Source organism: Miniphocaeibacter massiliensis (assembly GCF_900232905.1).
GTDB lineage: Bacteria > Bacillota > Clostridia > Tissierellales > Peptoniphilaceae > Miniphocaeibacter > Miniphocaeibacter massiliensis.
The window spans coordinates 110,100-133,947 of record NZ_OCTQ01000003.1; the positions used below are offsets into that span (position 1 = coordinate 110,100).

Genomic DNA, 23,848 nt, shown 5'->3' on the forward strand with positions numbered 1-23,848 from the left:
AGTATAAGTATAAATTTAGTATAATACAATGGAGTATATGTATATTTTAAGAAACTAAATCAACTAATAGGATACCAGAAATAGTAAAAGTCTATCTACATATTAAAAACCAGTAAATTGCAATTACAAGTTACTGGTTTTTTCAATAAGGTATTTCCAATATTTTTTAGGCATGAAGCTACTTTGTAGCTTTGGATTAGATCTTTCTTTAATAGAGATACTTTTATAAAATGTGTTCCATAAATTTTGATAATTAAGTTCTTCAGTAGAATATTCTATGGTTAGGTCTTCTACTGAAAAAAAATTCAATTTATAATTTTCATAAATGGCAGCATTATTTCTTTTTATATCATGAATAATAAAATTTTGATTTTTAAGTCTATCAACAAAGTGTTCAGATACTAGAGGAAGTATATTGTTTTCTGGTTCAAATGGAGCATATAAAAAGTTGTTTTGAACTTCAGAAAACCTTAAAAGTCCCTCAAATCTATGAACTTCAAATAAAACTCTTTTTTCTATCTTATTGAATAAGAAAATATTGTTATTGGGTAGATTTAAAACCTGATTTTTGTATTTTTTTGCAAGTATTATGACATTTAGTATTGTCATTTCTTTTCTACTATCATTAGATAAGAATACATTAAATATAGATTTCAACAATGATTTATTAAAATTGGAAGTTAAATAATTTAAAATTATATCAGATTTCTCTTCTTCATATTCAATAGACTTATATTTAGAAAATAAATTCATTTGAATATTGTCAATTTGAATATTTTCAAGGGATTTATAATTTTTATAGCCATAATAAATACAAGTTAATAAATTTTCAAAACTTCCATCGTAAAGGTATATCATCAGCTTAGATAACTTAATTGTTGAATATTACTTCTATCTGAAATAGACAACATTTCCCTTACTCTAGTATTATTCTCATTTTTTAATCCCCTATATTCTCCATTCACGGTTATAAAATATTTAGCTCTTTTTAAAACAACGCCTATTTTTTTCAAATTATCATAAGTTAAATTACTTAAATTCCTATAAGAAACTATTCTTTTTGCAGAGGTTGGACCTAGTCCAGGAATACGTAAAAGTTCATAATATGATGCTTTATTTATCTCAATGGGAAATAAATGAAAATTATTTAAGGCCCAATTTGCTTTTGGATCTAGATTCATATCAAAATTTGGGTTATTATCATTTAAAATTTCATACGACTTATAGTTATAAAATCTAAGAAGAAAATCAGCTTGGTATATTCTGTGTTCTCTTCGAAGTGGAGGTTCTTTAATAGTAGCTAAAAGTTTAGAAGAAGAGACTGGAACAAAAGCTGAATAGTAAACTCTCTTCATATTTAAAGAATTATACAAATTTTCAGATTTTTTAATTATTTCATAATCTGTCTCTTTTCCAGCTCCTATTATCATTTGTGTAGTCTGACCAGCATTTATAAAGTTGGGAGTATTTCTAAAAAATTTTTTATCGTCTGCAATTTCTATAATTTTATCTTTTATTATATTCATAGGTTTTAAGATATTTGAATATTTTTTTTGTGGAGCATATAATTTTAAACTTTTTTCTGAAGGAAGCTCTATATTTACACTTACTCTATCAATATATTTACCTAGCTCGTGAATTAACTCTTTAGAAGAGCCTGGAATTGCTTTCATATGTATGTATCCATTAAATTTTTCTATTTCTCTTAATTTTTTAGCTATTGAAATTAAAAGCTCCATAGTATAGTCTGGACTTTTATATATTCCAGAACTTAAAAACAAGCCTTCTATATAGTTTCTTTTATAAAAATTTATAGTTAGATTAACTATTTCATCAACTGAAAATATTTCTCTTTTTATATCATTAGTAAATCTATTTATACAATAATCACAGTCGTAGATGCAGTTATTTGTCATAAGTATTTTTAATAGTGATATGCACCTTCCATCATCACTCCAAGAATGACAAATTCCTGAAACGCTAGTATTTCCTAATCCATTAATATTATTTTTTCTATTGCTGCCACTTGAAGAACAAGAAACGTCATATTTTGCAGCATCTGTTAGAATTTTTAGTTTTTCAGCCAAATTTGTCATAATCATCACCTTTAAAAAATAATAACATAATTTAGCCAAAAACACAAACATATGTTCGGATAAATTATAAAAGGTAATCTTCTTGTTTTTATATAAAAAAGTCCTAGATTTAATCTAGGACTTAGGTATTAATTTTCTTTTAATTTGGTAGCTATTTCTTTTGCTAGTTTTCTTAATTGATTTTCTTCTTCTTTATGCATTGTACCACGAGATTCAACTATAGTTTCTAGTTTTTCAAATTTTCCTTCTTCCATAAAAGCTGTTAACTGTTTTACAGCTCCACCACTCCAACCATAAGAACCAAATACACCCATTATATGATTTTTCAATTTATTATATCTAAGTACATTTAAAAGATTATACATATTAGGATATACACTATTGTCATAAGTTGCAGAACCTAAAATCATACATTTATATTTCCAAATTTCATTTAAAATATAGGAAGCATGAGTTTTTGAAACATCAAAAACTTTAATGTTTTTAACTCCTTCTCTAGCTAAAAATGTAGCTAAATAATCTGCCATAGCTTCGGTATTCCCATACATTGAACCATATGTTATTACAACACCATCTTCTACTTCATGGTTAGCCCATTTCTTATAATCATCTATTATAGTTTGAGGATTTTCTCTCCAAACAAACCCATGAACAGGACAAATTATGTCAATATCTATTTTGCTTAATTTATCTAGTGCTTTAACTGCCATCATGGAGTATTTACCTACTATATTTGAGTAATATCTCCTTGTTTCAGATCTAAATATATTGTAGTCAGCTTGGTCATCGAATATAGCTCCATCTACTGTTCCGAATCCACCAAAGATGTCTTGAGAGAATAAAACTTTATCTGTTGGCTCATAACTAACCATAGACTCTGGCCAGTGTACCATTGGAGTCATTACAAAGTTTAATTTACGTTTACCTAAATCTAAAGTATCGCCATCTTTTACTTCAATAAATTTGTTGTCATCAGGTGTTATTTCCAAAAAGTCATAAAGCATAGTTTTTGTTTTTTTGTTACCAACAAATGTTAAGTCTGGGAAAAGTTCTAATATATCTCTTATACAACCAGAATGGTCAGGTTCCATGTGATGAATTACAAGGTAATCTAAGGTTCTGCCTTCTAAAACCTCGAGAACCTTTCCTATAAAACCATCAACTTTATTTATTCTTACAGTATCTAAAAGAGCGGTTTTTTCATCTCTTATTAAATAAGCGTTGTAAGAAACTCCCTCTGGAAGAGGCCACATATTTTCAAATAAAGGTGTTTGCCTGTCGTTTGCACCAATATAGTATAAATCATCTAAGATTTTTGCATATAAACAATTCATAAAATCCTCCTAAGTATTTTATTTTAATAATTTTCTAAGAAATTAATTTTCTTTCCATTTTTTGTATAACCTAAAATTCTATCAATATCTACATTTTGTGCAGACCTAAAAATATTCATATCAACATTTGTAAAACCGTCATTTTCAAGAGCTTTTATAAGGTCTTTTATTTTATGTCTCGTAGAACCTATCTTTTTAGCAGCTACCATACATGCGCAGTTTAATGGCATTAAACCAGTATAGTGCATCCATCTAATTATAAAGTCTTCTCTTATTAAATATAGTGGTCTGATTATTTCCATGTTATCAAAATTTTGAGCTTTTAATTTAGGCATCATAGTTTTGAAATTTCCAGCACATAGTATATTTAACATATTTGTTTCTATGACATCATCAAAATGGTGACCTAATGCAAGTTTGTTGCATCCAAGTTCTTGAGCTTTTGCATATAATGAGCCCCTTCTCATTCTAGCGCACATATAGCAAGGGTACTCACCAGCTATTTTATCAGCAACTTCAAAGATATCAGCATTATATATATTAACGGGAATATCTAAATAATTACAATTTTCTTCTAATAATTCCCTAACAGAGCTGTGATATCCTGGATCCATAGCAATAAATTCCAAATTGAAATTATTTTTACCATTTTTCTGTAATTCTTGAAAAAGTTTAGCTAATAACAAACTATCTTTTCCTCCAGAAATAGCTATGGCAATTTTATCACCATCTTGTATTAAATTGTATTCCTTTATAGCTTTAATAAATTTTGCCCACAAATTTTTTCTATATTTTTTTATTATAGATTTTTCTATACTTAATATATTTTTTTTTTCTTCCTCTGGAATTAATATGGGACAATTATTGCTTGCAATATTATTTGACAAAACATACCTCTAAATATTAAAAATCCTACATTTTTACTACAACATTATACCATACTAAATGACCTATTAATAGGACGGTAAACAAAAAGAAAGCCTTTATAAGGCTTTCTAAATCATATGGTTATAATTTTATTAAATATTTTATAATTACTATATATTATTCATTATCTTCTTTATCATTAGAAACTGAGATATTCTCTTCATTTTCTGTGTTATTAGAATTTATAGTATTTTCGGTAGTATTATTATCAGTTTTATCTTCTGTTGATAATTTAGTTTCAGTAGTACTATTAATTTTAGAACCTGTATTTAATAAAGGTTTTATTAAATAATTACCAACAGTAAAACCTATGCTAGAAAATAAGAATAAATACATACCTGAACCTGCAAGGTTAACTTTTGTTCCCATAAGATCTACATTTTTACTTAAAATAAATACAAAAATTCCAATAATAGCTAAAATACCTAAAACAATCCCTACAATATTATTATATTCACTATTTGTAACTATTTTATATACAGGAAAAATAAATAATACTAAAAACAAGAAGCCATTCTGTTGAAATCCTCCTACTGTACCAAAACCAAGTTCTACTCATGGGAAGAAAAGAGATAAAATTGATACAATAACAGATATTAAAACTATTTTTTCACCAAGATTAAATTTACTTATTATTTTTTTGAAATCTTTCATACTTTCAAACTCCCTCCAGCACCATATGATTTTTAATAATATATAAGTATATTTTAGCTTATTAAAGATACAAGTACAAATAATAAAAAAGTATTATAATAAAAACTATATACACGGATTAATTGATATTTATTATTAAAATGTGATTAATTTAAATAAAAAGCACTTATCTTTTTATTTATTAAAGATAGTGCTATAATTGCAATGATAATTTTTATTTATGATAAGGTTCGTTATTAATTATTTTAAATGTACGATAAATTTGTTCTAATAGTATTAACCTCATTAACTGATGAGGAAAAGTTAATTTAGAAAAAGATAATTTTAGATTAGATTTTTCTTTAATATTATCAGATAGTCCATGAGAAGATCCTATTATGAATGAAAAATCATTTGTACCAGATAGTTTTTCTTCTTCAAATACTTTTGAAAGCTGAATATTATCTAGTTGTTTACCTTTTATGTCTAAAGTAATAATGAAATCTTTGCTAGTTAGTTTTCCAAGTATATTCTTAGCTTCTTTATCCAATGCATATTGTATAGACTTGTTAGAATTATCTTTAGGAGAAATTTCGGGCAATTCTATTATATTAATATTTGAATACTTTGTTATTCTTTTAATATATTCATTTATACCTTCTTTTAAAAATTTTTCTTTAATATTTCCTATAGCTATTATATCTATATTCATTTATGGCTCCAATATTATTTGATTGCTTATATTGCTTCTATTTGCCAAAGATAAAAAGATATCTCTATTTGTGTCTAATCCTAAATTGGTAAGGTAGTTATTTACAGTATCATATGCCATTTGTTCAGTATTATTTTCTTGGCTTAAATGACCTAAAATTACATTTTCCTGATTTCCTGTAAGAACTTCACCTAAAGTAAAAGCACAATCTTCATTGGAAAGGTGCCCTTTTACAGATAATATACGTTTTTTTAAATTATAAGAATAACTACCATTTTTCAACATTTCAATATCGTGATTTGCTTCAATTAGATAAACATCTGATCCAGAAATTAAATTTTTCATTCGCTGGTTTATAATGCCTGTGTCAGTTAAAATAGATATTTTTTTATTATTTTTATTAATAATATAGCCACAGCTATTTGCACTATCATGATATGTGCTTATAGGATGTATATCTAAATCTCTTAATGTAAAATCTATATCATTTTTAAACACAATAATATTTTTTTCCTCTATTTTGCCTATCTTATTGAGCATAGCAAGCCAAGTTTCTTCATTTGCAAGTATTGGTATATTATATCTTCTACTTAATACTCCAGCACCTTTAATATGGTCTATATGTTCATGGGTAATCAAAATAGCATCTAAGGACTCAGGTAATACATTTGCTTTAAGTAATAAATTTTCTATTACTTTACCACTAAAGCCAGCGTCAACTAATATTTTTGTTTTATTACTTTCTATATATAAGGCATTGCCAGATGAACCACTGGCTAATGAACAAAATTTAAGACTCATAACACTCTCCATTTCACTAGTCTTTTATTATAACATAACTTTACTGAATCTTAACTAAATTAATCAGTTATTTAATTACATTTGGAAGTAATATATAATCTTAGGTATAAACAAAAAATGTTTCACGTGAAACACTTTTGTTTGTTTCACATGAAACATTAAAATAAAGGAGGCAGTATGTATAAATTTATAGAAAACATTGAAAGTTTAAATATTGATAAATCTGAATTTAATGAAATAGAGTATAGATTAGTAGAAAAATTGAGAAAAGAAAAGATAACATTAGCAACTGCTGAATCTATCACAGGAGGTTTGATAGCTAGTAAAATAGTAAATGTAGCAGGAGCTAGCGATATATATAGTGAAGGCTATATAACTTATAGTGATGAGGCAAAGAATAGAGTTTTAGGTATAGATAAGAATATAATAGAAGAGTTTTCTGCAGTAAGCAAAGAAGTATGTTGTGAAATGTTGAAAAATACAAAAAAAATTTCTAAATCAAATACTGTTATTGTTTCAACAGGATATGCAGGACCAGGAGAAAATGCAGGAGAAATTTTTATAGGTATAAATATATATGAAAGTTACTTTATAATAAAGCTAAAACTAAAAGGAGATAGAAATATTATTAGAGAAACAACAGCAAATATATCCTTATCATGTTTAAAGGAATTATTGAGCAAAACTAATAGTTAAAAAATAAACGAAAAAATGCATATAAAAAACACAGGAAAGTGTCAAATAATTAACATCAAATAGAACATTTTTATTTACTAATTTAACTCAATATAGTATAATGATATCATCATATGGAAATTAATGTTAAAAAATAGACGTTATTCCAAAAAATAAGAAGGAGGAGATATAAGATGAAGAGCAAAAAAATTAGTATTTTAGCAATAATGCTTGCTTTAATGCTGACTATTACTGCATGTGGAGGAAAAGGAACAGACTCAACAGGCAAAGATGGAAAAAAAGCTAACAAAACTACAGGAGAGCAAATTGTAAAAGTAAACAATAATAGTGAACCTGTATCATTGGATCCAGCACTAGGAGAAGGTACTCACCAATCATGGATATTACAACATACATTTGAAGGATTAATGGGTTATGATGAGAAGGGTGAAATCGTTCCTGCAGCAGCGGAAGATTTTCCTAAAATATCTGAAGATGGCTTAGTTTATACATTTAAACTTAAAGAAGGTTCTAAATGGTCTAATGGAGATCCATTAACAGCTAAAGATTTTGAATATTCTTGGAAAAGAGCGCTAGATCCTAAGTTAGCAGCTTATTATGCTTATCAATTCTACTACATAAAAGGTGGAAAAGCTTATAATGAAGGTAAAGGATCCGTTGAAGATGTTGGAGTAAAAGCAATTGACGATTTAACATTAGAGGTTACATTAGAGCATCCGACAACTTACTTTACTGAATTAACAGGATTTTATCCTTTCTATCCAGTAAACGAAAAAGTAGCATCAGGAAATGCTGACTGGGCAAATGGAAAAGACATTAATACTTACGTTTCAAATGGTCCTTTCAAAATGACAAAATGGGCTCATAACGATATAGTATCTGTTAGAAAAAATGAAAACTACAGAGATGCAGACAAAGTTAAAATCGATGGTATAGATTTTGACATTATGGAAGATAAAAATACAGAATGGCAAAACTATGATTCAGGTTTATATGATTTAATAGTTTCACCAACTCCAGATGTTATAAGTTCATTAAAAAGCGAAGGAAGTAAAGAACTTATTATAGGAGAAGATGTAGGTTTATACTATTATAATTTTAACAACAAGATAAAACCTTTTAACAATGTAAAAGTTAGAGAAGCTCTTTCAATGGCTATAGATAGAAAATCTATAGTTGACAATGTAGCACAAGGTGAACAAATTCCAGCAGAAGGATTTGTGCCTTTAGGATTAAAAGATGACAAAGGAAAAGAATATAGAGACGGAATGGATAATTTAATAGTTGAAGATGTTAAAGAAGCTAAAAAATTATTAGAAGAAGGTCTTAAAGAAGAAGGAATGACTGTAGCTGATTTTAACAAAGCTAAATTCTCTATACTTTACAATACAAATGAAGGTCATAAAAAAATAGCTGAAGCTATTCAAGGTATGTGGAAAGAAAATTTAGGAATAGACATAGCATTAAATAATAAAGAATTCCAAGTTAAATTAAATGATGAAAAAGAAGGAAATTTCAATGTGTCTAGAGCAGGTTGGATGGCAGATTTTGATGATCCTTTGACTTTCTTAGAACTATGGGAAACAAGTTCATCATTTAACGATGCAAAATATTCAAACAAAGAATATGATAGTCTTATTGCTTCTATAAAAACATCAGGAGATAAGGCAAAAAGAGTTGAAGATATGAGAGTAGCTGAAAAGATATTAGGAAAAGATTTACCAGTTATGCCTATATACTTCTATACTCAACCTCGTGTTCAAAAAACTAACCTTAAGGGAGTTTATAAAACACCATTAAATTACCCTACAATGACATATGCAGAATTTACTGAATAGTAAACCAGCATTTGTAATATAAAAAAAATGGGGAATATATATATTCCCCATTTTTTTTATTTCATAGTATAATATTTAGGTATGTAATTTTAAGAAGGGGATAATATGATAAAATTTGTTTTAAAAAGAATAGGTATGGGTGTAGCTACAATTTTTGTAGTAATAACCCTGACATTTTTTCTGATGCATCAAATTCCAGGGAATCCTTTTGCTAAAGAAGGTAAAATGCCACCTGAAATTTATGAAAATTTACAGGAAAAATATGGTCTAAATAAACCATTATCAGAGCAATATGTGGTATATTTAAAAAATCTTGCTCAAGGAGATTTTGGAGAGTCAATGGTTTCAAAAACAGAAACTGTTAATGAAATGATAGGAAGAGGATTACCAGTTTCTGGAAGATTGGGAATTCAAGCATTTGTCGTTGCAATGTTTTTTGGTGTAATACTTGGCTCTATAGCAGCTCTTTACCAAAACAAGTTTCCAGATTACATAATGATGATAATTGCATTAATAGGTATATCTGTACCGAGTTTTGTTATGGGTAGTGTATTCATTCAATTTATTGCTAAAAATTCGTCAATTTTTCCAACATCAGGCTGGGGTACATTTGCTGAAACGGTTTTACCTACAATAGCATTATCTTTAATGCCACTTGCTTCAACAGCTAGGCTTATGAGATCGTCTATGCTTGAAGTATTGGGACAAGATTATATTAAAACAGCAAAATCTAAAGGAATAAAGAAATTTGCAGTAATTATGAATCATGCTATTAGAAATGCAATACTTCCAATAGTTTCTCAAATGGGGACTACTTTATCAACTTTACTAACAGGTTCTTTCGTTATAGAGAAGTTATTTGGTATACCAGGAATAGGAAGCTTCTTTGTTACGTCTATATATAATAGGGACTACACATTAATAATGGGAACGACAGTTTTTTATGCAATATTACTGGTAGCAATGCTTGTAGTAGTTGATATTTTATATGTGGTTATTGATCCACGAATTAAATTAGCAGGAGGGGACAAATAATGGATAATAAAATATACCCTAGTGAACTGTTTGAACCTGCAATTAAAGACAGCAACAAAGACAGAATAAAGAGACCTACAATATCTTATTGGAAAGATGTTATAAGAAGATTTAGGAAAAACAAATTAGCTATGTTGGGCGTTATAATTTTAACAGTAATTTTGTTAATAGCAGTAATAGGACCAATTATAAGTAAATTTGATATGGAAAAAACCGTGTTAACTGGTAGGAATATAAGACCAGGCCAAAAGGGACATTTATTTGGAACAGACACTTTAGGTAGAGATTTGTTTACAAGAGTTTGTTTTGGAATAAAATATTCGCTTTTAATAGGTATTTTAGCCGCTGGATTTGATTTTATAATAGGTGTAGTTTACGGTGGAGTTGCTGGGATGGTAGGAGGAAAAGTAGATACAGTATTAATGCGTATTGCTGAAATTCTTTACTCTATTCCGTATTTATTAATTGTAATATTAATTTCAGTAACATTTGGTGGTAATGAAGGTGTTGGACTAGGTATTATTATAATAGCTATGTGTCTTACTGGTTGGATTCCTATGGCAATATTAGTAAGGGGACAGGTATTGCAGTTAAAGGAAAACGAGTATACATTAGCTTCAACTTCTATGGGAGCAGGATCTAGTTATATTTTGAAAAAGCATGTAATCCCAAATGCACTAGGACCAATAATAGTTAATGTAACATTAACTATACCGAGAGCAATATTCTCAGAAGCTACACTTAGTTTTATGGGACTTGGTGTTCAACAACCGAGTTTGGGAGTATTGGTAAGTGAAGGATTAGGTTTGATGGGAATTAATGTGTTCTATCAAATAGGTATTCCTGCAATTTTCATTTCACTGGTAATGTTTAGTTTTAATGTTATAGGTGATGGGCTAAGAGATGCTTTAGACCCTAGGTTAAGGAAGTAGGTAAGAAGATGGATAATATTTTAGAAGTAAAAGATTTAGCGGTATCTTTCCAAACTTTTTTTGGAGAAGTAGAAGCTGTTAGAAATATATCTTTTAATGTTGAGAGAGGAAAAACAATAGCAATAGTAGGAGAATCTGGATGTGGAAAATCTGTTACAGCTAATTCAATAATGCAGCTATTGCCAAAACCTCCAGCAGTATATAAAAATGGAGAAATCGTCTTTAATGGAGAAAATCTTTTAAATAAGTCAGAATCTGAAATGACTAAAATTAGAGGAAATAAAATATCTATGGTTTTTCAAGATCCTATGACATCTTTAAACCCTACAATGAAAGTTGGTAAGCAAATAGTTGAAGGTGTAAGAAAACATAGAAAAATTTCTAATTCAGAAGGAAAGAAATTGGCAATAGATATGTTAAAGTTGGTTTCTGTACCACAACCAGAAAAAAGGATAAACCAATATCCACATGAGTTTTCTGGTGGAATGAGACAGAGAGTTATGATAGCTATTGCAATGGCATCTAAACCAGAGCTATTGATAGCCGATGAACCAACAACAGCATTAGATGTTACAGTTCAAGCACAAATCTTAGATTTGATGAAAAAATTAAAAGATGAAATGAATACATCAATTATTATAATTACACACGATTTAGGTGTAGTAGCTGATATAGCAGATGAATTGGCAGTAATGTATGCAGGGCAAATAATAGAAAAGGGTAAATTAAATGAAATTTACTACAATACAAAGCACCCATATACTAAGAAACTTCTGGCTTCAGTTCCAAAAATAAATATGGATAGAAATGAAGAATTACATTCGATAGAAGGTTCGCCTCCAGATTTGTATATACCACCAAAAGGATGTTCATTCTATGATAGATGCGACAAAGCAATGAGAATATGTGAAGAGCATATGCCAGAATTTATAGATCATGGAAATGGACACTGTAGTGCTTGCTGGTTAAACCATCCTCAACGTGTAAGTAAAGGGGGGGTTGAATAATGAAAGAAAAACTAGTTGAAGTTAAAAATTTAAGTAAATATTTTAATGTTTCTGGCGGAAAACTAAAAGCAGTTGATAATATAAGCTTTGACATATATAAAGGAGAGACTTTTGGACTTGTAGGAGAGTCAGGTTGTGGAAAATCTACTGCTGGTAGAACAATGTTAAGACTTTATGAACCTACAACTGGAGAAGTTAATTTTGAGGGCAAGGATATTTGTAAGCTTTCATCTAAAGAAATGAAAGAAGTTAGAAAAAAAATGCAAATGATTTTCCAAGATCCTTATGCCTCTTTAGACCCTAGAATGACAGTAGAAGATATTGTTGGAGAGCCATTTGAAATATATGGATCTTTAAAAGGCGAGGAAAGATATAATAGAGTAATTGAACTCTTAGATATTGTAGGTCTAAGTGAGGAACACGCTCAAAGATTTCCACATGAGTTTTCGGGTGGACAAAGACAAAGGGTAGGTATAGCTAGAGCTTTAGCATTAAATCCAGAATTTATTATTTGTGATGAACCCATATCTGCACTAGATGTTTCCATACAAGCTCAAGTTGTAAATTTATTAAAAGAACTTCAAGAAGAGTTAGGACTTACTTTACTTTTTATAGCACATGATTTGTCAATGGTAAGGTATATATCAGATAGAGTTGGAGTTATGTATTTAGGAAATCTAGTAGAACTTACTGAAAGTGAAAAACTTTATGAAAAACCTCTACATCCTTATACAAAAGCATTGCTATCGGCTATTCCAGTAGCTGATCCAGACTTACAAAAATCTAGAAATAGAATAAAATTAGAAGGAGAAGTTCCGAGTCCAATCAATCCAAAACCAGGATGTAGATTTGTTGATAGATGTCAATATGCCACAGATATATGTAGAAATACAAATCCTGTATTAGAGGAAATAGAAGATGGACATTATGTTGCTTGCCTTAGAGTAAAAGAAATAAATAATTTATAAACTTATAAACAAACCTGTAATTTACAGGTTTGTTTTTTATATTAAATAATAAAAACTATAAAACTAATATTGTATTAAAAGTTGTTGTTAAAAATAGTTACAATTGCTATGATTATATAGAGGTATATTATGAATATTTTAATTATAGAAGATGACGAAATAACATTAAGGGAAACTAGAAAAAACTTAGAGAAATGGAATTATAATACTTTTGAGATTTCAGACTTTGGAAATATTGTTAAGGAAGTAAAAGAGATTAATCCTAATTTGATTTTATTAGATATTACCCTACCATATTTTGATGGGTTTTATTTTTGTGAGAAAATCAGAGAATTTACCAATGTCCCAATAATATTTGTGTCATCTAAAAATGAAAAGATGGATATGATTATGGCTATGAATTTAGGTGGAGATGACTACATAACAAAACCATTTGACATGGATTTACTTATTACAAAAATTAGAGCACTACTTAGAAGAACATATTCATTTAATGATGAGCTAGAAATTTTAAGCTTTAAAAATATAAACTTAGATATAAATAAAAGGGAATTAATATTTGAGAATAAATCAATAAACCTAACTCAAACAGAATTTATAATTTTAGAATTACTATTCCAAAAAATAGGCTCATATGTATCTAAGGATGAAATAATAACAAAATTATGGGATGAAGATGCTTTTGTAGACGATAATGTTATAGCAGTAAATATAAATAGAATTAGAAAGAAATTGAAAAGCAGTGGACTAGAGGATATTATTAAAACCAAGAAAGGTATAGGCTATGGCTTAGTAGAGGATTAAAATAGTGAATTTATCAAGAGAATTTTTAAAGACTAAAATTAGTGAAATTACTATTATATTGTCAATATTCTTGTTAAATGCTGTAATAATGTATTTAACAAATGTAAAATTCAAAGATTACTATTATGTAATAGCACTTTTCTTATTCTTTTATTGCATATATCTAGGATTTAGTTATTCAAATTATGTAAGAAAATATAAAGAGATTAAAAGCATTAACAGCAGTAATATAGATGAAATAAGAACAAAAAATCTTATAGAAAAAGAATACTTAGAAAAGATAAAAGAATTATATGATAAAAACGAGGAATTAAAAAATGAAAAAATAAAAGACTTTGAACAATTAGAAGAAGATTATTCAATATGGATACATCAAGCAAAAACACCAATAGCAGCTCTCTCATTAATAGTAGATAGTATAGAGTTAAAAGAAAAAGATGATATAAAACAAGAACTTTTTAAAATAAACCAATATACAGAGATGGCTTTGGCTAATATTAGATTACAAGATATTAATACAGATATAGAAATAAGAGAACATGATTTATATAATCTTGTAAGAAATACTGTAAAAAAATATGCATTATATTTTAACTATCAAGGTGATACTTTAGAGTTAAATAGATTTTGTAAAAAAATAGTAACTGATGAAAAATGGTTTAGTTATGTCTTAGATCAAATAATATCTAATGCTGTAAAATACACTAAAAATGGAAAGATTAAAATTTATACTACAAATGACTATTTAGTAATAGAAGACAGTGGTATAGGCATAAAGGAAGAAGATATTCCAAAATTATTTACAAGAGGATTTACAGGCTATACTGGTAGAGTAGATAAAAAAGCAACAGGCTTGGGACTGTATATGTCAAAAAAAATTCTATCAACATTAGGTTCTCATATTTATTTAGAATCAAGTAAAAATAAGGGAACTAAAGTTTATATAAAAATAACGGAGAACAGATAGTTCTCCTTTTTTATTACAAAATTGTTAGATTAGGTTCAATATTTGTTAGAGAGAACTAATATATTCCTATAAAAAAGGCTATATAATTAAGGTGGAGGTGCTAAATGAGCTTATTAACATTAAAAAATATATCAAGAATTTATTCATCAAAATTTTCATCAATAACAGTAGAGGCTATTAAAAGTATATCTTTTGACATAGAAAGAGGAGAGTTCGTAGCTATAATGGGAGAATCTGGTTCAGGAAAATCTACGCTTTTAAATATGATAGCAACACTTGATAGACCAACAACTGGAGAAATACTTATAACAAATAAAAACATATCCAATATTTCAGATTCAAGTATATCTAAATTCAGAAGAGAAAATATAGGATATATTTTTCAAGACTTTAATCTTTTGGATACTTTGACAGTTGAAGAAAATATTGAGCTTCCACTAGTTCTTTCAGATGTGAATATAAAAGAAATTAGTATTAGAAGCAAAAAAGTAATGAAAACTTTAGGGATTTTAGAATTAAGGGAGAAATATCCTTATCAAATATCTGGAGGAGAACAACAAAGGGTAGCCATAGCAAGAGCCATGATAATAAACCCTAAAATACTACTTGCAGACGAGCCGACAGGAGCACTTGACTCAAAGTCCTCATCTATGGTTTTAAACAGCCTAAAAGGGCTAAATGAGGCAGGACAAACGGTTATTATGGTAACACATAGCATAGTTGCAGCAAGTAAAGCAAACAGAGTACTTTTTATAAAAGATGGTATAATATTTAATCAATTATTTAGAGGAAGTAGGTCAAATGAGGAATTTTATGAATTAATTTCAGATACTTTAACAGTAATGAACGAAAAGGAAGAGCTAATATGAAATTAATATTTAAACTTGCCAAAGATAACTTAAAAAAAAATAAAGAAATTTACCTACCTTATGCAATATCTTTAACATTATCAGTAATTTTTTTCTTTGTAATAATAAATTTGTATTTTAATAAAGACTTAGATGTTGGTTATAAGTATGAAAATATAAAAGATGTATTGAGTTTTGTAGCTATAATTATTTTAGCTATCAGTTTGATATTTAACCTATATGCAAATAGTTTTTTAAACAAACAAAGAGCTAAAGATTATGGGATATATAAAGTTTTAGGACTTGAAAAAAAGCATATTAGGAAATTAATATTTTTTGAAAATTTTATATTGAATATTTCAAGTATTGTTGTAGGGCTTATATTCGCTTTAATTTTGGATAAGTTAAATTTCATGATTTTGGGAAAAGCACTTAATTTTGAAGAGACATTAAAATCTAAGATAGATATAAAAGCAATAGGATTAACATTAATAGCATTTTTATTAATAAGCTTTTTATCCTATATAGTTATTGGGTTTAAAAATATTAACAAGAACTCCCTAGAATTATTAAAAGGAAAAACTATAAAAAGAAGGAATCCAATAATAAATATAATATTTGGAATTTTGGGAATAATTTTAATTGCTGTAGGATATTTTATGGCAATGTCTGTTGGAGAAGAAAATGTAGAAGGTGCAAATACTTCTTTAAGGGCAGTAGTTTTTGTAATTGTAGGAACATATTTTTTATTTATAGGTTCAATTATTTTAATTGTAGATTTACTTAAAAAAAATAAAAAACTTTACAAAAAAAACAATAACTTTATAGCTATTTCGAATTTATCTTTTAGACTTAAAGAGAATGCTTTTGGACTTGCCACAATATGTATTTTGAGCTGTATGATAATAGTAACTTTATGTGCAAGTATTATTATGTATAAATCAACAGAAGGACTTGAAGAAGATTATGACATAAAATTTTTTACGAAAAACACAGAAGAATCTAAAAAAGTAAGCGAAAAATTTATCAGTATAGTAGAAGAAAATAATTTAAAGATAAAAGAAAAAAATGAATATGAATATATGCATACTGTTGGTAACTTTAAAAAAGAAAATATAAATATTTTAAAAAATGACAAAGGATATGAACCATATGTGTGTGCAATGAAAATAGGAGATTACAATAAATTATTTGGCTATGATAAAACAATTAATGAAAATGAGGTATTAATAAAGCTAAATAGTCTAGGTAATGAAAAGAATGCTATAAATAACATAGCAAAAAAAATATCTGTATTTGGAGAAGAATTTAATGTAAAGGAAATAATAGACGAGGCAGAAGATAATAGTAATTCTAGAGTAATTAGCAATGAATATACATTAATAATGCCTGAAAAACAATATGATAAATTGAAAGATACTTATGCTTACGAACTAAAAGAAATAGAATTAAATGGGGAGCTTATATATAAATACGAAGATAAAGAAGGAAAATTGCAAGATGAAAGTCCTATAGGGGGAGCAGAGATAAATATAGAATTTTTTCTAGACGGAGATAGGGGAGAAATTCACAATTTTTTTATAAATAATTTCCATGATGAAGAAGACTGGACAAAAATAGGATTTAAGGATATAAGCTTTGGTTTAAGTGATAAATATTGGTCAGAAGATACAGTAGGAGTATTCATTTTTGTAATCATAGGTGTATATTTAATAATAATATTTTTTATAAACTTTTTACTTGTAATATATTACAAGCAATTAGTAGAAGGTTATGAAGATGCTGAGCAATTCAAAAAACTTAGAAAAGTAGGGTTATCGGAAAAAGAAATAAAAAACACAGTAAACAAACAAGTTACTATATTTTTCTTTTTGCCAATGGTAATAGCAATAATTCATTTTATAGTGGCTACTAATATTATAAATGAATTTAGTCAGGGATTAACAACACGAAAAACTACACAAACTATAGAGTTAATAACAATATTAATTTATATAATAATATATTTTATTGCGTATTTACTGACTTCTAAAAAATACCAGTCTATAATTATATCCAGAAATGAAAATAAATATTAAAAAAAGAGCCTATTGGCTCTTTTTTATATTATAGTTATAAAATTTCCATATTCATACATAAATAAATCATAAAGCAGTATACAATCTTCATTGGCAAATTCACAATTTTCCTCAATTATTAAAGGTTTAATAGAATAAGAAAAATTACCATCAGAAGAAGCAATCTTCAATTTGATATCCTCTTTAGCACTAGTATAAAGAGGGTTAGTCATTTTTATTTCTTTAATGTCTTCTTCAGAAATAACCAAATCACCTATATAGATATTATGATCTACTTTAAATTCAGTTTCGATATATTTATTTTTAATAGCAAAAACGACCGCTAGTATTATTAAAATTATAGCAATTGCAAGATAACTAAAAAGTGCTATTATAAAAAATGTTTTGGCAAACTTGTATAGTAAAAACAATATAACTACTGCAATAACAGTTATAATTAAAAAACTAATTAAGGTGATATCTAAAAATTTGCTTCTTGGTTTTACTAAAAGCTTTATAGATTCTTCACTATAATATTTTCCATTGTTAAACATAGAGTCATAGAAAGACTTGTTTTTTAACTTATCTTTTAATTCTTTAAAACTCTCTTCATCAAAATTATATAATTTTACTAATACTATAGGATCTCTTGAATCATAAGGTATTAATTGTAAGTAATATTTTTCTCTAGTTTTCGAACCTAAACCTTTAATTTTATCTATAGATGTGTAAAATTTGAAGTTTTCATATTTTTCATTAAAAATAATTTTTCTGTTTCTTTTGACCATTAGAGTTTCGTCTTCAAATTTAAAACTATAATATTTTCTAACTTTAAAACTATAATAAAGTATAAAATAAACTATTACAGGAATAATACACAAACCAATTAAATAGAAAATATCTGGTAGTTCATATATGTTAGCTTTTTTTATTAAGAAAAATACAAAACCAAAAAATAAAGCAGTTATTATAATGAAACTATGGTATATTCTTGTATAAATTAAGTATTTGTCAGAATTAACAGAGTTATTTTTATACCTCTTTTTAAGCGATAAGTTAAATAACTGAGAAATTAAATTTATAGTTGAAAAAACTATAACTATCATAGCCATTACACTAAAAGTATTAAATCCCATTAAGTGAGAAAAATCTCTGTAAGGGAATAATTCACCTTTACTGTCAAAATTTAAGAAAAAGCTCTTGTTTTTATAGGTGTTATTCAATTCTAATTCAGCAAATTGAGAAGTATCTTTAGAGTCTTTTAATTCAACAACATATTTTTTATTAGTATCAAGTCTAGCAGGACTTCCATTTATATTTTCACCATCAATGGAAGTTATTTTTAAACCTCTAGAATAAAAGTCAGCATATTTGATAGCTTTGCTATCTAGTTTAAAAGATTCCTTTATATTAATATTAAACAATAAAAAGATAGCTAAACCTAAAATTAATATTGGAGAAATAATTTTATATCTTTTATTTTTCACTTTGTACCTCCATCTTCATACTTAATATTATACATAAATTAAATCAATAAACATATATGTTAAGAGAAATTTCTAGCACAAACAATAAAAAAACGATTTCCCTAAAAATATAACAATTATTTTGATTAAAAGATAGAACTAGATTTTTTAAATAACAAATACTATTATGAATTGATGAAAGTAAGTAAATAGTTTATAATAGGAATGAATAAAATATAAAGGGGAAAAGATATGAGTTACAAATTAATTTCTAAGCCTTTGGACAGCTATCAAATCCAAATGGTAAACGATATCATTGACAAAAATGGTAGTACAAAAAAAGATATATTAAATACGCTAATAGAGCTTCAAGATTCATTAGATGAAAAATATATCGGGGAAGAAGTAGCGACAATAGTATCTAATAAAATAGGTATTCCTTTAGTAGATCTATATGACATACTTACTTTTTACGACATGCTTAGTGTAGAGCCTAGAGCAAAGTATAAGGTAGAAGTTTGTACTTGTGCATCATGCTATTTAAATGAGAGTGATACATTAATAGACATGGTTGAGAAAAATTTAGGTGTTAAACTTGGGGAGCATACAGAAGATTGGTTGTTTGAGTTTGAAAAATGTTCATGTGTGGGGGCATGTGACATAGGACCAGTTATCAAAATTGGAAATGATATTTATGGAAACTTAGATGAAAAAGTAGTAGAGAGTATTTTTGCTGATTTAAGAGCTAAAAAAGATTTATAGGGGGATAGAATGAGTAAGACAATTAAATTAATTACAGGTACAGTTGATAAGTCATATAAGCATTCTGTTGAGGATTATAAATCAAATAGAGGCTTCAATGCACTACATAGAGCTATAAATATGGATAAAGAAGATATTATTCAAGAAGTTATAGACTCAAAATTACTTGGTAGGGGCGGAGCGGCGTTTCCTACAGGTTTAAAATGGAAGTATTTAAACAATATAGAAGGAGAACCTAAATATATCGTTTGTAATGCTGATGAAGGTGAACCTGGAACATTTAAAGACAGACTATTTATGAAAAGAGATCCTTTAATAGTAATAGAAGGAATGCTTATAGCAGGATATGTTTTTAATTCAAAAGAAGGTTATATATACATAAGAGGAGAATATAGGGGATTATTTGAAGGATTTAAACTTGCACTTAAAAATGCAAAACAAGCAGGTTATTTAGGTAAAAATATACTTGGGATAGAAGAGTTTGATTTTGATATAAAAATAATATCAGGAGCAGGAGCTTATGTTTGTGGAGAGAATTCAACGTTATTAAATTCTATAGAAGGCCAAGCTGGAAGACCAAGGGTTAAACCACCAAGACTTGCTGAAGTAGGACTATTTGGCCAACCGACATTGGTAAATAATGTTGAGACTTTTGCAAATATCCCAATTATTTTAGATAGAGGACCAGAATATTACAGATCTGTAGGAACTGAAGAAAGTGGTGGTTCACTTATTATTTGTATGTCAGGACACGCTAAAAACAAACATTACGCTGAAATTCCAGTTGGAACAAATTTAAAAGATATTATATATGATGAGGAATTAGCAGGAGGAACTTCAACAGGAAGACCAGTAAAATTTGTTCATATTGGTGGACAGTCAGGCCCACTAGCTTTCCCAGAACAATTTGATATTTCGTTTGATCATATAACATTGAAAAAAGAAGGACTTGCAATAGGAACAGGAGCAATAGTTATAGCTGATGATTCTGTTTGCTTGGTTGACTACTTAAAGAAAGTATTTGAGTTTTTTATTCATGAATCTTGTGGTAAATGTAATCCATGTAGAGAGGGAAACCAACAAATGTATGCTATTTTGGACAAGTTTAGCAAGGGAGAAGGTTCAGAAAAAGATTTAGAAATACTTAAAAACTTAGCCTATGCAATGGAGCAAGCATCTTTCTGTGGCTTAGGTCAAGCAGCACCAACTGCTTTAATGTCAGCACTAAAACATAGAGAAGAAGAATTTTTAGCTCATATAGACAAAAATTGTAGTAAATGTTTCAAATAGGGGGAGCAAGATGAGTAACGAAAGTATAAAAAATGTAACAGTTAAAATAGATGAGATAGATGTTACAGTACCTTCAGGGACAACTATACTAGAAGCAGCTAAGCAAGTTGGAGTTCATATTCCAACACTTTGCAATCATCCAGATTTAGTTGCAAAATCTACTTGTAGAATATGTGTAGTAGAAGATACTGGTAGCAGAAGATTAAAAACAGCGTGTAACCAACCGGTAGATGGTTGTAAGGAAATTTTTACAAACAGTAAGAGAGTAAGAGAAGTTAGAAAGACAATACTTCAATTAATTCTTGCAAATCATCCACAAGATTGTTTAAACTGCGTTAGAAATCAAAAATGTGAATTACAAGAATTGACTCAACAAGAAAATATTTTAGACAATCCATTTGCGAGAATATATGAACCAGTACCAATAAAAGATGATAATCCATCATTAGTTAGGGATAACAGCAAATGTATAAAATGTGGTAGATGTGTTCAAGCATGTGATGAAATACAGGCAAGTAAAGCAATAGGTTTTAGTAATAGAAGTAATAACTATACTATAGGACAAGCGTTTGATAAGGCAACAGATGAATCAACTTGTGTACTTTGTGGAAAATGTATAACGGTCTGTCCAGTTGGAGCATTAAGGGAAAAAGATGATACAGATAAAGTGTGGGATGCGTTAAACGATAGCGAAAAATTTGTAGTATTTCAGACAGCGCCTTCAGTTAGAGTAGGACTAGGAGATGAATTTGGATATAAGTCTGGAGATATAGTTACAGGTCAAATGGTAGCAGGAATAAGAAGACTAGGAGCAGATAAAGTTATAGATACAAACTTTAGTGCAGACTTAACAATAATGGAAGAAGGAACAGAGTTTTTGGGAAGGCTTACAAATTCAGGTACTTTACCAATGATAACTTCTTGTAGTCCTGGTTGGATAAATTTTGTTGAAAAAAATTATCCAGACCTATTAGACCATCTTTCAACTTGTAAATCTCCTCAACAAATGTTTGGAGCAGTTACAAAAACATATTATGCAGAAAAATTAGGAGTAGACCCTAAGGATATGTTTGTTGTTTCTGTAATGCCTTGTATAGCTAAGAAATATGAGAGTCAAAGACCAGAAATGAATGATTCTGGTTATAGAGATATAGACGTTGTACTTACTACTAGAGAATTAGCAAGAATGCTAAAAACAGGTGGACTTGATATAAGTGAACTTCAAGAAGAAGATTATGATTCAATAATTGGACATGGTACTGGAGCTGGAACAATATTTGGTACTTCAGGAGGAGTTATGGAAGCAGCACTTAGAACAGTATATGAAGTAGTAACTGGTGAAGAATTAGCTTCTGTTGACTTTGAAGGTATAAGAGGGCACCAAGGAATTAAAGAGGCAGAAGTTCAAGTAGGAGATACCTTAGTAAAAGTTGCAATTACAAATGGACTTGCAAATGCAAAAGTTATTTTAGATAAAATAAGAGCTGGAGAAGCAGACTATCACTTTATAGAAGTTATGGCATGCCCTGGCGGTTGTATTGGTGGAGGTGGACAACCTTACACTATAAAACACGATGCTAGAAAAGATAGAATGGAAGGATTATACAGAGATGACAGAGAACATAAACTTAGAAAATCTCATGAAAATCCAGAAATAAAAGAAATATATAAAGAGTTTTTGGTAGAACCAAATTCACATAAAGCTCATGAATTACTTCATACACATTATACAAGAAGAGCAACAAAAGCATAATAAAAGACACTGTAAAGGTGTCTTTTTTATTTATAACAATTAATATTTTAAATACTTAAATTAATATGGTAACATTTAAAGAAAGTATATAAAATTATTTATTAAATATTAGTTAAAATAAATATCAAGGAGAGATATAGTAATGGATAGATTAAAAAGACCGGTAAATTTAAGAGATTTAGGTGGATATATAGGGATTGAAGAGAAAAAAGTTAAAAAATTTACATTACTTCGTTCGGGAGAGGTTACAGAGTTAGATAAAAAAGATAAAGAAATATTAACAAAAGATTATAGATTAAAAACTATAGTGGATTTTAGAAGTGAAAAAGAAAAAGAAGAATCTCCAGATACTAAAATAGATGGAACAAGTTATTATCATATAGATATACTTAAAAATAACTTAGGAGATGTTACTTCTTTGGAAAACTTTAAGAAAAACTTAACTCCAGAAATAATTATAGAATTTATGGAGAACACATACAAAGATTTTATTACAGATGATGGAGCAATTTTAGGATATAGAGAATTTATAGATTTATTGTTAAAGCAAAAAGATGGTTCGTTGGTTTTTCACTGTTTTGCAGGCAAAGATAGAACAGGATTTGCAGCAGCAGTAATATTAACGATATTAGGAGTATCAAAAAAAGATATATTTAATGACTATCTTTTGACTAATATTATGAGAAGAGAAGAAAATAGTAGAATGCTAGCTAAATTAAAAGAGTATGGTTCTTCCAAAGCGGAGTTAGAGGCAATGGATATAGCTCTAAATGTAAGAAAAGAATATTTAGAAGCTTCTTTTGAGAAAGCTAACGAAGTGTATGGTTCACTAGATGGATATGTAAGAGAAGCGTTAAAAGTTGATAAAGAAGAGAGAAAATATTTAATAGAAAAATATATGAATTATGACTCGTAAGAGTCT

22 protein-coding genes are annotated in these 23,848 nt (G+C 28.0%); 14 read left to right on the forward strand and 8 right to left on the reverse strand.

Annotation, left to right across the window (positions count from 1 at the left end):
* Positions 1-123: 123 nt before the first annotated feature.
* The 7 genes from CS899_RS06765 to CS899_RS06795 all read right to left on the reverse strand — a co-directional run bounded on the left by CS899_RS06765 (position 124) and on the right by CS899_RS06795 (position 6,503).
* Positions 124-858: a TIGR03915 family putative DNA repair protein gene (locus CS899_RS06765; RefSeq protein WP_100065427.1), complete on the reverse strand. Its 735-nt coding sequence runs from the start codon at positions 856-858 to the stop codon at positions 124-126.
* Complete coding sequence (locus tag CS899_RS06770; RefSeq protein ID WP_207204758.1) at positions 858-2,096, reverse strand: putative DNA modification/repair radical SAM protein; 1,239 nt, start codon at positions 2,094-2,096, stop codon at positions 858-860. The genes CS899_RS06765 and CS899_RS06770 overlap by 1 nt, the downstream gene beginning before the upstream one ends.
* Before the next feature lie 128 nt (positions 2,097-2,224).
* The gene (locus tag CS899_RS06775) at positions 2,225-3,430 is read right to left on the reverse strand and encodes an FprA family A-type flavoprotein (RefSeq protein ID WP_100065428.1); all 1,206 of its coding nucleotides are present in this window, start codon (positions 3,428-3,430) and stop codon (positions 2,225-2,227) included.
* Positions 3,431-3,453: 23 nt separating this feature from the next.
* Positions 3,454-4,317, reverse strand: coding sequence for a tRNA 2-thiocytidine biosynthesis TtcA family protein (locus CS899_RS06780; protein WP_100065429.1), 864 nt, complete (start codon positions 4,315-4,317; stop codon positions 3,454-3,456).
* 157 nt (positions 4,318-4,474) lie between these two features.
* Positions 4,475-4,864, reverse strand: a complete 390-nt coding sequence (locus CS899_RS06785; RefSeq protein WP_100065430.1) for a hypothetical protein — start codon at positions 4,862-4,864, stop codon at positions 4,475-4,477.
* A gap of 361 nt (positions 4,865-5,225) precedes the next feature.
* On the reverse strand, positions 5,226-5,702 hold the full coding sequence (gene rlmH / locus CS899_RS06790) for a 23S rRNA (pseudouridine(1915)-N(3))-methyltransferase RlmH (RefSeq protein WP_100065431.1): 477 nt from the start codon (positions 5,700-5,702) through the stop codon (positions 5,226-5,228).
* Complete coding sequence (locus tag CS899_RS06795; protein WP_100065432.1) at positions 5,703-6,503, reverse strand: MBL fold metallo-hydrolase; 801 nt, start codon at positions 6,501-6,503, stop codon at positions 5,703-5,705. It abuts the gene before it with no gap.
* A 177-nt stretch (positions 6,504-6,680) separates the two neighbouring features.
* Here CS899_RS06795 and CS899_RS06800 point away from each other — a divergent pair, with 177 nt between their 5' ends.
* From CS899_RS06800 to CS899_RS06845, 10 genes are all read left to right on the forward strand, one after another.
* Positions 6,681-7,199 (forward strand): CinA family protein, encoded by a 519-nt coding sequence (locus CS899_RS06800; RefSeq protein WP_100065433.1) that lies wholly within the window; start codon positions 6,681-6,683, stop codon positions 7,197-7,199.
* 173 nt (positions 7,200-7,372) lie between these two features.
* On the forward strand, positions 7,373-9,037 hold the full coding sequence (locus tag CS899_RS06805; RefSeq protein WP_100065434.1) for a peptide ABC transporter substrate-binding protein: 1,665 nt from the start codon (positions 7,373-7,375) through the stop codon (positions 9,035-9,037).
* Between the two features lie 105 nt (positions 9,038-9,142).
* Positions 9,143-10,072, forward strand: a complete 930-nt coding sequence (locus CS899_RS06810; protein WP_100065435.1) for an ABC transporter permease — start codon at positions 9,143-9,145, stop codon at positions 10,070-10,072.
* Complete coding sequence (locus CS899_RS06815; RefSeq protein ID WP_100065436.1) at positions 10,072-11,004, forward strand: ABC transporter permease; 933 nt, start codon at positions 10,072-10,074, stop codon at positions 11,002-11,004. Before CS899_RS06810 ends, CS899_RS06815 begins: the two co-directional genes overlap by 1 nt.
* Positions 11,005-11,012: 8 nt before the next feature.
* A complete protein-coding gene (locus CS899_RS06820) occupies positions 11,013-12,011 on the forward strand; it encodes an ABC transporter ATP-binding protein (protein ID WP_100065437.1) in 999 nt (332 codons plus the stop codon).
* The gene (locus tag CS899_RS06825; protein WP_100065438.1) at positions 12,011-12,979 is read left to right on the forward strand and encodes an ABC transporter ATP-binding protein; all 969 of its coding nucleotides are present in this window, start codon (positions 12,011-12,013) and stop codon (positions 12,977-12,979) included. Before CS899_RS06820 ends, CS899_RS06825 begins: the two co-directional genes overlap by 1 nt.
* A 129-nt stretch (positions 12,980-13,108) precedes the next feature.
* Positions 13,109-13,783 carry a response regulator transcription factor gene (locus CS899_RS06830; RefSeq protein WP_100065439.1) on the forward strand — a complete coding sequence of 225 codons (675 nt, stop codon included), beginning with the start codon at positions 13,109-13,111 and terminating at the stop codon, positions 13,781-13,783.
* 4 nt (positions 13,784-13,787) lie between these two features.
* Positions 13,788-14,750, forward strand: a complete 963-nt coding sequence (locus CS899_RS06835) for a sensor histidine kinase (RefSeq protein WP_100065440.1) — start codon at positions 13,788-13,790, stop codon at positions 14,748-14,750.
* 104 nt (positions 14,751-14,854) lie between these two features.
* Positions 14,855-15,619, forward strand: coding sequence for an ABC transporter ATP-binding protein (locus tag CS899_RS06840; protein WP_100065441.1), 765 nt, complete (start codon positions 14,855-14,857; stop codon positions 15,617-15,619).
* Positions 15,616-17,676 carry an FtsX-like permease family protein gene (locus tag CS899_RS06845; protein WP_100065442.1) on the forward strand — a complete coding sequence of 687 codons (2,061 nt, stop codon included), beginning with the start codon at positions 15,616-15,618 and terminating at the stop codon, positions 17,674-17,676. Before CS899_RS06840 ends, CS899_RS06845 begins: the two co-directional genes overlap by 4 nt.
* 23 nt (positions 17,677-17,699) lie before the next feature.
* On the opposite strand, the gene CS899_RS06850 is transcribed toward CS899_RS06845, so the two are convergent.
* On the reverse strand, positions 17,700-19,142 hold the full coding sequence (locus tag CS899_RS06850; protein ID WP_100065443.1) for a hypothetical protein: 1,443 nt from the start codon (positions 19,140-19,142) through the stop codon (positions 17,700-17,702).
* A gap of 231 nt (positions 19,143-19,373) precedes the next feature.
* On the opposite strand from CS899_RS06850, the gene CS899_RS06855 reads away from it, so the two are divergent.
* The 4 genes from CS899_RS06855 to CS899_RS06870 all read left to right on the forward strand — a co-directional run bounded on the left by CS899_RS06855 (position 19,374) and on the right by CS899_RS06870 (position 23,842).
* Positions 19,374-19,883, forward strand: a complete 510-nt coding sequence (locus tag CS899_RS06855; protein WP_100065444.1) for an NADH-quinone oxidoreductase subunit NuoE family protein — start codon at positions 19,374-19,376, stop codon at positions 19,881-19,883.
* A 9-nt stretch (positions 19,884-19,892) separates the two neighbouring features.
* Entirely contained in the window at positions 19,893-21,173 is a 1,281-nt protein-coding gene (locus tag CS899_RS06860) for a complex I 51 kDa subunit family protein (protein WP_100065445.1), read from the forward strand.
* A 10-nt stretch (positions 21,174-21,183) separates the two neighbouring features.
* A complete protein-coding gene (locus CS899_RS06865) occupies positions 21,184-22,926 on the forward strand; it encodes an NADH-dependent [FeFe] hydrogenase, group A6 (RefSeq protein WP_100065446.1) in 1,743 nt (580 codons plus the stop codon).
* A 142-nt stretch (positions 22,927-23,068) separates the two neighbouring features.
* A complete protein-coding gene (locus CS899_RS06870; protein ID WP_100065447.1) occupies positions 23,069-23,842 on the forward strand; it encodes a tyrosine-protein phosphatase in 774 nt (257 codons plus the stop codon).
* Positions 23,843-23,848 lie beyond the last annotated feature (6 nt).

What these genes read in the sequence shown, in the direction of transcription:
- CS899_RS06765 (WP_100065427.1), bottom strand. Translation starts at nt 858, where the DNA reads ATGATATACCTTTACGATGGAAGTTTTGAAAATTTATTAACTTGTATT.
- CS899_RS06770 (WP_207204758.1), bottom strand. Translation starts at nt 2,096, where the DNA reads ATGACAAATTTGGCTGAAAAACTAAAAATTCTAACAGATGCTGCAAAA.
- CS899_RS06775 (WP_100065428.1), bottom strand. Translation starts at nt 3,430, where the DNA reads ATGAATTGTTTATATGCAAAAATCTTAGATGATTTATACTATATTGGT.
- rlmH (WP_100065431.1), bottom strand. Translation starts at nt 5,702, where the DNA reads ATGAATATAGATATAATAGCTATAGGAAATATTAAAGAAAAATTTTTA.
- CS899_RS06795 (WP_100065432.1), bottom strand. Translation starts at nt 6,503, where the DNA reads ATGAGTCTTAAATTTTGTTCATTAGCCAGTGGTTCATCTGGCAATGCC.
- CS899_RS06800 (WP_100065433.1), top strand. Translation starts at nt 6,681, where the DNA reads ATGTATAAATTTATAGAAAACATTGAAAGTTTAAATATTGATAAATCT.
- CS899_RS06805 (WP_100065434.1), top strand. Translation starts at nt 7,373, where the DNA reads ATGAAGAGCAAAAAAATTAGTATTTTAGCAATAATGCTTGCTTTAATG.
- CS899_RS06810 (WP_100065435.1), top strand. Translation starts at nt 9,143, where the DNA reads ATGATAAAATTTGTTTTAAAAAGAATAGGTATGGGTGTAGCTACAATT.
- CS899_RS06815 (WP_100065436.1), top strand. Translation starts at nt 10,072, where the DNA reads ATGGATAATAAAATATACCCTAGTGAACTGTTTGAACCTGCAATTAAA.
- CS899_RS06820 (WP_100065437.1), top strand. Translation starts at nt 11,013, where the DNA reads ATGGATAATATTTTAGAAGTAAAAGATTTAGCGGTATCTTTCCAAACT.
- CS899_RS06825 (WP_100065438.1), top strand. Translation starts at nt 12,011, where the DNA reads ATGAAAGAAAAACTAGTTGAAGTTAAAAATTTAAGTAAATATTTTAAT.
- CS899_RS06830 (WP_100065439.1), top strand. Translation starts at nt 13,109, where the DNA reads ATGAATATTTTAATTATAGAAGATGACGAAATAACATTAAGGGAAACT.
- CS899_RS06840 (WP_100065441.1), top strand. Translation starts at nt 14,855, where the DNA reads ATGAGCTTATTAACATTAAAAAATATATCAAGAATTTATTCATCAAAA.
- CS899_RS06845 (WP_100065442.1), top strand. Translation starts at nt 15,616, where the DNA reads ATGAAATTAATATTTAAACTTGCCAAAGATAACTTAAAAAAAAATAAA.
- CS899_RS06855 (WP_100065444.1), top strand. Translation starts at nt 19,374, where the DNA reads ATGAGTTACAAATTAATTTCTAAGCCTTTGGACAGCTATCAAATCCAA.
- CS899_RS06860 (WP_100065445.1), top strand. Translation starts at nt 19,893, where the DNA reads ATGAGTAAGACAATTAAATTAATTACAGGTACAGTTGATAAGTCATAT.
- CS899_RS06865 (WP_100065446.1), top strand. Translation starts at nt 21,184, where the DNA reads ATGAGTAACGAAAGTATAAAAAATGTAACAGTTAAAATAGATGAGATA.
- CS899_RS06870 (WP_100065447.1), top strand. Translation starts at nt 23,069, where the DNA reads ATGGATAGATTAAAAAGACCGGTAAATTTAAGAGATTTAGGTGGATAT.